Source organism: Methanosarcina sp. WWM596 (genome assembly GCF_000969965.1).
In the GTDB taxonomy this organism is placed as follows: domain Archaea; phylum Halobacteriota; class Methanosarcinia; order Methanosarcinales; family Methanosarcinaceae; genus Methanosarcina.
In genome coordinates this window covers 3,309,871-3,320,820 of record NZ_CP009503.1, presented here as the reverse complement: position 1 = coordinate 3,320,820, position 10,950 = coordinate 3,309,871, and the positions used below count along the sequence as shown (strand labels likewise).

Here is a 10,950-nt window from a genome sequence, read left to right as displayed (position 1 = left end):
ACTCCATCCAGAACCATCGGGTACTAACGTATTCTCTTTGCTCTCCGGCAAAGGAAAAAGCAACATCACAAATGGCATTCTTACTTTTTTTATTAATAGCCATAAAAAAGTCTTAAGTGGGTAGTTATTTAAGTTTTGCTAAATTAGTTTATACTGAATATACTTTTTTTTCTTTTTTATTTTACCTGTGTGTACAGGAAATTACAACGTAAAAAATCATACACTAATTAATAAAGAGGGACAAACCCCTCCATCCTTTTTTGATAAAACAAATACTGCTGGGCATATCCGCAGTAATGACCGAAATATTCTCGTCCCCAGTCTCCCATACAGCTCAGGTTTTTGCAGGTTTCAAAGTAACTGTCATCAACGTGATAATGCTGGATAATCTGCCTGATGTGGGTATCTACAGGAAAGGCTTCCATTTTCTCAAAGGCGAAAAGAAGAATGCAGTCAGCAACCTTTTCCCCTATGCCGCGAATCCTCATAAGGCGTTCCCGCGCATACCTGTACTCCAGACGGAAAAGGACATTAAGGTCAAGCTCGCCTGAAACCACTTCTCTTGCTGCCTCTTTTATGCGTTCAGTCCTGAAGCCGAGCTTGCATTTGTCAAGCAGGGAGAGGTCTGCATCTGCAAGGGCTACAGGATCCGGAAAACTGAAATAGCCTCCTTCGAGTTCCTGCCCAAAAAACTGGCTCAGGAGACTGATCCTTTTCTGGATTGTGGGGATGCTTGAGGCTGTTGCAAGCATATAGGAAATCAGGCACTCCCAGGGATCCTGCCGGATCAGGCGCAGACCTCTATATTCGTTGATCGCCCTGTTTATCAAAAGGTCTTTGTTTATGCTGTCATAAATTGAGGACAGGTTGTCGTCCAGACGGAAATAATGAGAAAAAAATTCTAATGGAAGTTTTGAGTCAACCAGCAGTTCTCCGCTGTCTTTCTCCTGGGAAAGCCGGATAACATGGTCTCCGACAACTCCTGTCCACCAGTCTCCTTCCCTTTTCCAGCGAAAGACCTGTCCGCAGTCGAGGGTATAGTCAAGGTTAAAGATTATGGGTTTAATCCTGTACATCCAGTTCAAGCCCCCTTAAAAAAGCCCCTGCAGTTAGCGTGTCCCCGAGCCCTACAGTAGTGATTGGAGATTTTGAAAGCAGCGTTGGGAGTATGCAAATCACATAGTTCTCCATTAAAGCAAAAGCACCATGTCCACAGGTTTCTCCGCCGAATGCTTCAAGGAAAAGCTGCAGTTGCTTCCTTCCAAACATGCTCTCCTGAAGTTTGGAAGCCTCCTTTTCCACAAATTCCCGCCCTTCAAGCCTGCCTGAAGCTGCGTATGCCCCTGCACACCTGAGCCCGAAGCTCATGGCTTCAAGATTTTTACCGGCTGCATTTAACAGCGCAGGGCTTTCTTTATCGCCCCATTTACCTGAAATCCCGGAACCACCGGAAATCCCAAGCTCCCCGGAAATCCCGAACTCTTCAAAAATTCCAGAAACATCATAGTTTCCGGGCTTAAAAACAGCAAGGACAAACTCCCTTGTGTGAATGAAAAGTTTCCCAAGCCCATGCAGGGAAGCAAGCTTACAAGCTGCTTTTCCTACAGCTTCGGCTTCCATACGCAAAATCCCTTCAGCAGGAATTCCGTGCAGGTTGTGGAGCATTGCAAGCTCGTCCTCGTTCATTCCGATGCTGTATGAGATTCCGGCAAACTTTAGGAAGACAGAACTTGCAATCTCCCTGCTTGCAAAATGCCCGAATTCCAGGTGAACCCTGAGCTTCTCATTTCCTGCCTTCCAGGCTTTAAGCTGGGAAAATGAATTCTCAAGGATCTCTTTGTAGGTGCTGCCGTCAGGATAGGTCTCAAGCAGGAGATGGAAACCTGATATGAGTGCCCCATTTATTTCCCCTGAACGCTGCAGGGCATAATTCTCAAAGGCCGGATTAACGAAGAGCCTGAAATTTAAGTGGTCACAGGTTGCTATGAAACGATTTTCCCTGGGAGCCCTGATCTCTTTCCCATAAAGGGAAAAAGTTTCCCCTTCGGAAAAATCAAAAACGAAATGGATGGGGTCCTGGTTACTGAAAGAGGCATTTCTGTTTTTTCTGGATTTTGCCCCCGACTTATTCTTTACCTGTAAAGGAGCATCCGGGAAATATACTGCTTTTTTCGAAAATAGAGAAAGTTGGGTCTTTGAAGGAACTGCAACATTAGGGACTACCCTCGAAGCCCCCAGTTCGGAAAGCGCATTTGCCATAATCCCGGCGTTTCCGCCCATCCTCACAAGAGATTTTTCAAAATAGCGGTTCTTCAGAAACTCAAACACAGACTGCTCAAAAACGAGCCATTCGGCTCCACACCCGTTTTTCATACAATAAGCGAGCCCTGCCACAAAATCGGATCCCGAAAGTATTTTTCCGGGAGGAGTTTCGATTTTTTCAAGGATTTCGGTCCTTTCAAATGCATTCAGCAGCTCCGTGATTTCGGCTCCGCTTATCCGGTATACGGAATCTATGTTTACGTTATAACCGCAAAGTATGTTCATCTGACCTGTTCCTGTAGATTCAAATGGAAAAGCAGCCTCTTTATCAGGCATTCAGATTGAGAATTTATCGATCCGTTACAAAACGAGGCAGATAGAAAATCTGTCTCAGTATGCTTATTTTCCTGCTTGTTTCTGTTTCATCCTTGCAAGCATGGCAACAAATGCTCCTGCAGAAATCGTATCACCTATTCCTACTGTAGCTTTCGGCCTGTCTACTACCTTGGAGGGAATGAGAATAGCATCATGATCCGGTCCGTAGATATATCCGTACTCAAACTCATCCGAAGTGCAGAGCTTTCTCCCTGTGCAGTAGAGCTGGAAGTTTTCGATGTCTTCTAACCCCGTAGCTGAAACAGGAACTTCCAGTCCGGATTCAGCTTCCTTAAGGTTCTCGATTTTTCCGTTGAGGGCCTGAGCAGCTGCCAGAACCGAGGAAAAGAGCAGGGAATCCCTGTGTTCTTTCAGGGTTAAAGGATGGCCCTTTGCCAGGATGCAGATGTAAAAACCAAGAGAGTGTACATGGACCCTCTCAAGGTCCAGGTCCTTCATGAGCTGGACAGCCCCCTGGTAGAGGGACATAATCCCATTTTCCCCTTTCTTGATCACGGAATATGAAAGTTCCTCATATCCCAGCACATTCAGCGCATTAGCCACCTCCACGGTGTCAAGGCCCATGGAATGCACGCGCTTGGCAACAATTTCGGTAAGGATAGCTTTTCTTATAACCCGGTTCTGGATGGATGTAAGTTCTACATGAATGCGGAGTTCGGGGTTCAGGGACTTTAGCTTTTCAATAACCTTTACGGAATTTTCGACGTAATCTTTATAGGTGGACCCGTCTTCGTATTCTTCTTTTATCATCTGATACCCGGAAAGCATTGCCCCGTCAACCGGAAGGAGGGAATCAAGATGTTCGTAAATCTGCTTGTCCATGTCCAGGCGGAGCCATTTGGGGCGGGAAGAAATAATCAGGCGGTTATCCCTCGGGATTTTAAAGGTACTCCCGGCACAGGTCACTTTCAGGTCTTTGGAATATTCAAAGATCCAGTTAACCTTTGACCCGGTTCCGGGCTTAAAGGCTTCTCTCGGAGGCTTCAGGAGGACTTTTCCATTTTCCACCTTCGGGTGCAGGATATTTCCCGTAGCTGCAAAGTATTCCGCCTGCTCTTCAGAAAGCCAGGGGATATAAGCAACCACCTTTTTCAGCTCTAACCGGGCAAGGAGATTGGAAATAATCCCTGCCTGACCGCCCATGCGGGCATAGTCAAAACCCAGGTGCTTCTTCAGCCATTCATGAGTTTCTGCGGTATATGAAGGCACTTCTGCGGCTTTCCCTTCCCGCATAGAAATAAGCAGGCGGGCAACAAAGTCCAGAGGTTCTGCAATCTCTCTCGGATATACCGCAACCCTGTCTTGAACTGCAGCTTCATCAAAAAATCCAAAAAGCTTTGACAGGTCTTCTTCAGTCAGGTGTCTGATAGCATCTATATTGCCGTTATAGGCTACAAACATCCCATCCAGATAAGGAAGGGCTCCTTTTGCATCGTAAAACGCTTCTTTATGGCGCTGTTCCCATTCTTCTATGTCCACTTAAGTAAACCCCCTGGGAATAAAATAAATTATCCGGAATTAAGAAATTTAATTAACCTTGAATAGGAAAATAAATCAAAATAAAAGAAAATAAATCAAAATAAATCCGAGTTTTTGAGTACCCGGGTTATCCTGCTTTATACTTCCTCTATTTCTCATTTTACGTTTATTTTATTTAACTTTGCGCAGATTGGAGTCCTGGGGTCAGGCCAGACTGTTCTGGCCAGGCTGATCTGAATTAGAGATCATGCTGTATAATCTGCATCAATTTAAGATCAGGTTGTATATTCTGCATTAATCCTTACATAATCGTAAGTCAGATCGCAACCCCAGGCGGTTGCTGACTCATTTCCCATTCCAAAGTCAAGGGTAATGATAATTTCCTCATTTGCCATAATCTTTTTCAGGAGTGCAAGATCTGAAGCCCTGGAAATTTCTCCAGACTTCACAAGTTCGACTTCTTCTCCCCCTCCTGAGAAAGATAGGGAAAGCCTTTCCTGCTCAAGTTCGGCCCCCGAGTATCCGGCAGCAGCCACAACCCTACCCCAGTTTGGGTCCTTCCCGAAGATTGCGGACTTGACCAGAGGCGAGCGTACAATAGCTTTTGCAGCAAGCCTGGCATCTCCATAAGTTTTTGCGCCTATGACCCTGGTTTCGATAAGTTTCGTGGCTCCTTCCCCATCCTTTGCCATCTTTTTTGCAAGGTCCGTAAAAACGTAAATCAGCCCTTCCTCAAACTCGTCGAGGCACTCCATACAGGGCTTGACTCCGGACTTACAGGTGGAGGTGAAAAGCACAATATCGTTTGTGCTTGTGTCGCCGTCGACAACAACCATGTTGAAGGTTTTATCCACAGCTCTCCTGAGAGCCGCATCCAGGACATCTGCAGGTACTTTTGCATCGGTATATGCAAAACAGAGCATAGTCCCCATATTGGGCTCGATCATACCCGAACCTTTTGCAATTGCTCCTATCCGGACTCCACAATCGAGTTCCACAGCCACCTCTTTTAAGGCTTTATCGGTGGTCATAATCGCCTTTGCAGCAGCCCGACTGCATTCGGGGGAATTGCCAAGCCCGTCAAGGACTTCAGGGAGGTGTTCCCTGATCCAGGAAATGTCAAGCCTTCTGCCAATCACTCCTGTCGAGGCAACAGCAACGGTATCGGGGGGGAGGTCAAGCCTTTCAGCGAGCATTGAAGCCATTTCCATAGCGTCCAGAAACCCGTCATCGCCTGTAAAAGCATTGGCATTCCCGCTATTTGCAATTACAGCCGAAAGCTTCTGCTCGGTTTCGATCAGTTCTTTGCTAAGAATAACCGGAGCTGCAACTACTTTATTTTTAGTAAAAACGCCTGCGGCAGGGCCCTCTGCCCGGATGACCGCAATTCCCATTTTTCCGGGTTTGATTCCGTTTGCAGTTACGCCCCTTACCGCACATATCCCACCCTCGATTTGCTTCATGAAAAACCTCCTTTCCCTCAAAGCTTTGCAAGACCTTCGATAATATCTCCACGTGTAACAATTCCAACCACACGGTCATTTTCCACTACTGGAAGCCTGTTGATCCTGTGCCTGACCATAAGTTCGGAGGCTTCTTCGACAGATGCCTCAGAAGAAATTGTATGCACATTCTTTGTCATCATCTCTTCAACCTTTGTAGAACCAACATCAGAAAGCATTTTTTTCGTATCTTCCCAGCTAAGGAGTTCCCTTATCGGGACCTCTATGACTTCAAAAGGGCTTGGAAGCCAGAGGTTTCCTTTTTCCGGAATTAAGAGCAGCTTAAGCAGGTCAGCCTCACTTACTATCCCTACAAGCTGTCCATCTTCAAGGACAGGAGCTCCACTAATATTGTTTTCTTTAAGAACCTTTGCAGCTTCCCGGACTGTATCACCAGGCTTGCAGAAGACAACGTTAGAGTTCATGACATCTGTTACTTTCATCGGACTACCCCAAAGATAAGTTCCATTCTTTCTTATAATCCGTTACCAGTTATATGTTCTCGCCTGTTTTACCTTTACGGCGCTGCCGCAGGCAGCCAGAGCCCGCGAGTCTCAGCCAGCCCGAACATAAGGTTCATGTTCTGGATAGCCTGGCCTGATGCGCCTTTGACAAGGTTATCGATTGCTGAGAGCACTACAACCCTGTTATTTTCTTTATCTGCTTCAAAACCTATGTCACAGAAGTTAGATCCCCTGACCGAGGTAAGGGAAGGGACTCCCGGAAACCGGACAAAGGGCTTGCCCCTGTAAAACTCCTCATAAATTTCCTGCACATATTCAGTAGAAAGAGGCTCTTTCGTAAAGAAATGAGCAGTTGTGAAGATCCCCCTGATGGATGGGATCACATGGGGAGTGAAGTTGATGTTCTTGAGCTTTCCATCCAGTCCTGTCAATTCCTGGAAAATCTCAGCCCTGTGCCTGTGGGCTGTAAGCTTATATGCGATAATATTTTCTGCTATGTTTGGATAGTGAGAGGTTTCAGAAGGCGAGACCCCGGCTCCTGAAATCCCTGTTTTGGAATCAAAGACTGCAATATCTATTAACCCTGCCGCTGCGAGAGGGGCTGCTGCAAGGATTGCTCCGGTAGGAAAACAACCCGGATTTGCCACAAACTCTTCCTTTGCAACTTCAGGGTGAAGTTCTACTAACCCGTACACTGCTTTCCTGGGGTCGCTGTGCTTCATCCCATAAATTTGTTCAAATGTTGGGATATCAAGCCTGTAATCTGCACTGAGATCGATCACCTTTGTACTGCCGTCAAGCAGTTCAGGGACATAATTCATAGCAGTCCCGTGAGGCACTGCCACAAAAACAACATCACAGCGCTCCCTGAGGTCTTCAGGATCCGGATTTTCATACTTTAAGTCCAGAAAACCTTCGAGGTACCTGTGGGTACTTGTTACGGGTTTTCCTGCGAGACCCCGCGAAGTTGCCAGCTCAAGACTGACATCGGGATGGTTTACCAGTAAACGGAGGAGTTCCCCTCCTGTATATCCGGAAGCTCCTATAATTCCTGCCTTAATCATAAGTATTCACTGCCAGTGTAATGTCAATACAAGATAATTAAGCTTGTTATCAAAAAAAACCAGAGAGAAGGCTCTAAGGGCTGTTGACCGGGGAGAAGAGTAAGCTCATAAAATTATTCCAGCTCTGGATTATTCCCTATAACCATTGACTCTTTGACCTCAAGTTCACGCATTACAACAAGGACACCGCCTTCGTAATCAACCACCTTTACAGAAACACTATCCCTTGGATACAATTCCATTTTAGGCAGCTCACTATTATTCAGATCAAGAACCCCTTTTTCACCGACATAGAAGGCACCCAGTGCAGAGTCATTTACTCCCAAAATAGAAAGTCATAAAATGAATATTAAGACAGTACAGTATAAATATCTAGATATATAAGAGTATTCCAGACGATAATGGGCAGGTCTATATCAGCTTCAATCAAGAGCACACATACGAAAAGACTATAGAAAAAGGCAAACTATTTTACCTTTATCAGCCTTCTTTCATGCAAGAAAATTCTTGTGAGTGCTGACTTCCGGAGGAACAGGAGGAAAAAAACTTGAGCAAAAAAAAGATAATTTACCTTGCAGGCCCTCTCTTCACACATGCTGAACTCGAATACAACCGGAAACTGAAGGATATGCTGCTCAACAATGGCTTTTCCGTTTTTTTGCCCCAGGAAGACGCAGAAGATGCGGCACAGGAACGCGAAAGACAGAGCCAGGAATGTATATTCAGGAAGTGTGTGAAAGGTGTGGATACCTCGGACCTTGTTGTCGCAATCCTTGACGGGGTGGACGTGGACTCCGGGACAGCCTGGGAAATAGGTTATGCCTATGCAAAAGGAAAACCTGTTATAGGACTCAGGACTGATTTCAGGGAACTTTCGGACGGGATCGTGAACCTGATGGTGGAAATGTCTATCGTTTCCCTGGCAAAAGATGAAGAAGAACTGCTGAAAGTAACGGAAAAGTTCCAATAACTTATTTCTTTCCTGTTTATGTGTTTACACCCCAGGTATATTGTCTTCCTCTTTTTTTTTCGATATGAGGACTTATTTGTTTACCTGTTTATTTACCGATTTGTCTTTCCTGTTTACCATTAGAGACCAGCCCCTTTACCTTTTTTGAAAATCATTTCACAAAAACATAGAGAGATAATGCCTGTGAACTGAGTCTTAAAAATAACCTTTATTTTTACAGATAACTCATTAATAGTCTTTTTTAGAGAATATATATTATCTCTCAAATGAGATAAATTTCAAAAAGATATTCAATATCAGCAACCATAAAACATCATGATTATTAATTGGAAATATGTTTATATGGAAAATGGTACATATGTATGTATAGGAGGTTAAAAATATGACCTTTTCAATGGGATACACTTTTATGAAAGTGAAGACTTCACATGGGCCCGAAATGTACGTGACTCAATTCGGGAAATTGGTAAAGGTTGTGCCCTGTAGCCCGCATGTGAAAATATCAGAAAGATATGCAAGCAACTTGATCAGGCAGATCGAGTCAGATTAAAAGATAAGAAATTATCCGATTTTTTCTTTTTGATTCGGACAATTTTCCTTAACGCCCTTTTTTCCGGCCGAACCATTTTCGGTTTAACCTTTTCTGCATAACTGCTACATAGTGTACCGAACATTTTTTCAACACCATTCTGTAACCCGAAAAATTAACACATCGTCCAATAGATTCCACCATCCAGGATAATAAGGAGATAACTTTAATTTAAGAATAATAAAATAACCCAAAAAAGATAGGAATCGGATAAATTGATAAGAACTTACAGAAAAACAGACCTTGAAGAGATGGTAAGGATCTGGTACGACGCGTCGGTTATTGCCCATCCTTTTGTGCCAGCTTCTTTCTGGGCTTCGCATAAATCCGCAATGAAGGAAAAATACCTCCCTCTTGCCGAGAATTATGTTTTTGAACAGGAAGGAAAAGTTGCAGGCTTTATTTCACTCGTTGGAGAGAGGGTATGTGCCCTCTTTATATCTCCCGATGCACAGGGAAAAGGAATGGGGAAAGCTCTTCTTGAACACGCAAAAGCCCTGAAGGGCAGGCTATCCCTTAAGGTCTACAGGGATAACAAAAAAGCTATCCTCTTTTATGAAAAGAGCGGACTTAAAGCAGCCGGGGAAGAGGTTGATGAGCATACGGGCTGCTTACAGATTTTGATGGGGTGGGAAATTTCTAATTTGAGGCTTCAAGACTTTGATGCGTAAAGACTTTGATGCGTAAAGACTTTGATGCGTAAAGACTTTGATGCGTGAAGAAAAAAATGTCAACAACCTGATAGAACTCCTTGAAGAAAAACCAGTAACCAACCATGAGTTGCATCTGGTAATAGACTACGTTTTAGAGATTATCGATAACAGATCATGGATGGAAGATAAACAGGCATACGTGAACTACCCCTAAGCTAAAGACCAAGCGTCGGAAAAGAGATTTGGAGAACTCAAAAACAGGGGAGCTGCAATAGCTGTCTTTAACGTGTCGGAGCTCGTATTTTACGATGCATTTGTAGACAGTCAACTACCCCTGACCCTAAAACTCAGGGGTTTCCTGCTGAAGGTTTATGAAAGCGCTGTGGATGTCCTGGGCGATGAGACATTAAAGCTCATAGCTGCAGAACTGTGGATGTCCTGGGCGATGAGACATTAAAGCTCATGGCTGCAGAACTTGTAAAAATCATCAGGCAAAACGCAGGTGTTGACTGGACCCTCCGAAAAAACATCCAGGCAAAGATGAAGATCAGTGAAAAAAGCTGCTAAAAAAGTACGGCTACCCCCCTGACATGCAGAAACTCGCTACTGAAAATATCCTCAAGCAGGCTGAAATGATCTGTAGAGATGTGGGTGTTTCGGCAGCATAAATTATTTAACTATTTTTGCATAAACTTAGTTTCTTCAGTGCAGACTTTGATTCCAAGTCATCTCTTTTACAGTGTGAATTTATTTAGTTGATTGCCCCGTGAAACCAGAAAATCAAGGCAATACCTTAAAAATGAAAATGAAGTGTTGAAATAGATTCAATGACATCAAATAGACCTTTAAGTTCTACTGAAAAATTTGTGAAATCCCTTATTCTTTACCTATTTCGTTTTATCTCATCGCTAACTAAATTACCATCTTCAAAGGTAATTACTCTGTCAACATAATCAGTATGCCACAGTTCATGTGTTACCATCACAATTGTCTGGCCATATTTTTCATTCAGTTCTTTAAACACATCCAGTACTTGTTTTGAGTTGTTTGTATCCAGATTTGCACAAGGTTCGTCAGCAAACAATATATCAGGCTTTTTTGCTATGGCTCTTGCGATTGCCACTCTCTGCTTTTCTCCACCGGATAATTCATCAGGAATCTTGCTATGTTTTCCTTTCAGGCCAACCTTATCTAATGCTTCAAGAGCAATCTCATAAGATTCCTTTCTGGATTTTCCTTCCATCATGGAAAGGATATAAACATTTTCTGCAGCACTCATTTCATTAATGAGTGCATAATCCTGAAAGACATAACCGACTTGCGTTAACCTATAATAACTTCTTTCTGCTTCAGGCAAACTAGAAACCTGTAATCCCCGAATGGTATATTCCCCTTCCGTTGCATCGTCCAATAATGCCAATATCCTTAACAGAGTTGTTTTTCCGCTTCCGGATGCACCCATTATCGCTACAAATTCCCCTTTCTTTATTTCAAACGAAACTCCCTTGAGAGCCTTGACAGTAGTTTCCCCTGTCCCATAATACCTTTTAAGGTTCTTAACCAGGATCATT

General features: G+C 43.9%; 15 protein-coding genes. 7 read left to right on the top strand and 8 right to left on the bottom strand.

Going from position 1 to position 10,950, the window contains the following annotated elements:
* Positions 1–227 precede the first annotated feature (227 nt).
* From MSWHS_RS14650 to MSWHS_RS14620, 7 genes are all read right to left on the bottom strand, one after another.
* Positions 228–1,076: a DNA-3-methyladenine glycosylase gene (locus tag MSWHS_RS14650; protein ID WP_048129047.1), complete on the bottom strand. Its 849-nt coding sequence runs from the start codon at positions 1,074–1,076 to the stop codon at positions 228–230.
* Entirely contained in the window at positions 1,063–2,598 is a 1,536-nt protein-coding gene (locus tag MSWHS_RS14645) for an ADP-dependent glucokinase/phosphofructokinase (protein ID WP_231585462.1), read from the bottom strand. The genes MSWHS_RS14650 and MSWHS_RS14645 overlap by 14 nt, the downstream gene beginning before the upstream one ends.
* A gap of 63 nt (positions 2,599–2,661) precedes the next feature.
* The gene (pfkC, locus tag MSWHS_RS14640; protein ID WP_048129045.1) at positions 2,662–4,137 is read right to left on the bottom strand and encodes an ADP-specific phosphofructokinase; all 1,476 of its coding nucleotides are present in this window, start codon (positions 4,135–4,137) and stop codon (positions 2,662–2,664) included.
* A gap of 275 nt (positions 4,138–4,412) precedes the next feature.
* Positions 4,413–5,600, bottom strand: a complete 1,188-nt coding sequence (gene argJ, locus MSWHS_RS14635; RefSeq protein ID WP_048129044.1) for a bifunctional ornithine acetyltransferase/N-acetylglutamate synthase — start codon at positions 5,598–5,600, stop codon at positions 4,413–4,415.
* A 17-nt stretch (positions 5,601–5,617) separates the two neighbouring features.
* Entirely contained in the window at positions 5,618–6,082 is a 465-nt protein-coding gene (locus MSWHS_RS14630; protein ID WP_048129041.1) for a CBS domain-containing protein, read from the bottom strand.
* Between the two features lie 74 nt (positions 6,083–6,156).
* Entirely contained in the window at positions 6,157–7,167 is a 1,011-nt protein-coding gene (gene argC / locus MSWHS_RS14625) for an N-acetyl-gamma-glutamyl-phosphate reductase (protein WP_048129040.1), read from the bottom strand.
* Positions 7,168–7,280: 113 nt separating this feature from the next.
* Entirely contained in the window at positions 7,281–7,493 is a 213-nt protein-coding gene (locus MSWHS_RS14620) for a hypothetical protein (RefSeq protein ID WP_052722742.1), read from the bottom strand.
* Between the two features lie 221 nt (positions 7,494–7,714).
* Here MSWHS_RS14620 and MSWHS_RS14615 point away from each other — a divergent pair, with 221 nt between their 5' ends.
* The 7 genes from MSWHS_RS14615 to MSWHS_RS22440 all read left to right on the top strand — a co-directional run bounded on the left by MSWHS_RS14615 (position 7,715) and on the right by MSWHS_RS22440 (position 10,047).
* Positions 7,715–8,137: a nucleoside 2-deoxyribosyltransferase gene (locus MSWHS_RS14615; protein WP_048130542.1), complete on the top strand. Its 423-nt coding sequence runs from the start codon at positions 7,715–7,717 to the stop codon at positions 8,135–8,137.
* A gap of 382 nt (positions 8,138–8,519) precedes the next feature.
* A complete protein-coding gene (locus MSWHS_RS20655; RefSeq protein WP_156148181.1) occupies positions 8,520–8,687 on the top strand; it encodes a hypothetical protein in 168 nt (55 codons plus the stop codon).
* A 254-nt stretch (positions 8,688–8,941) separates the two neighbouring features.
* The gene (locus MSWHS_RS14610; RefSeq protein ID WP_048129038.1) at positions 8,942–9,397 is read left to right on the top strand and encodes an N-acetyltransferase; all 456 of its coding nucleotides are present in this window, start codon (positions 8,942–8,944) and stop codon (positions 9,395–9,397) included.
* A 37-nt stretch (positions 9,398–9,434) separates the two neighbouring features.
* Positions 9,435–9,593 carry a hypothetical protein gene (locus MSWHS_RS20650; protein WP_156148180.1) on the top strand — a complete coding sequence of 53 codons (159 nt, stop codon included), beginning with the start codon at positions 9,435–9,437 and terminating at the stop codon, positions 9,591–9,593.
* A 72-nt stretch (positions 9,594–9,665) separates the two neighbouring features.
* Positions 9,666–9,836, top strand: coding sequence for a hypothetical protein (locus MSWHS_RS21765; protein ID WP_197074636.1), 171 nt, complete (start codon positions 9,666–9,668; stop codon positions 9,834–9,836).
* A 5-nt stretch (positions 9,837–9,841) separates the two neighbouring features.
* Positions 9,842–9,946, top strand: coding sequence for a type I restriction enzyme endonuclease domain-containing protein (locus MSWHS_RS22080; protein ID WP_082088142.1), 105 nt, complete (start codon positions 9,842–9,844; stop codon positions 9,944–9,946).
* A 23-nt stretch (positions 9,947–9,969) separates the two neighbouring features.
* Positions 9,970–10,047, top strand: coding sequence for a hypothetical protein (locus tag MSWHS_RS22440; RefSeq protein WP_082088251.1), 78 nt, complete (start codon positions 9,970–9,972; stop codon positions 10,045–10,047).
* A gap of 215 nt (positions 10,048–10,262) precedes the next feature.
* On the opposite strand, the gene MSWHS_RS14605 is transcribed toward MSWHS_RS22440, so the two are convergent.
* A complete protein-coding gene (locus MSWHS_RS14605; protein WP_048129036.1) occupies positions 10,263–10,949 on the bottom strand; it encodes an ABC transporter ATP-binding protein in 687 nt (228 codons plus the stop codon).
* Position 10,950: the final 1 nt, after the last annotated feature.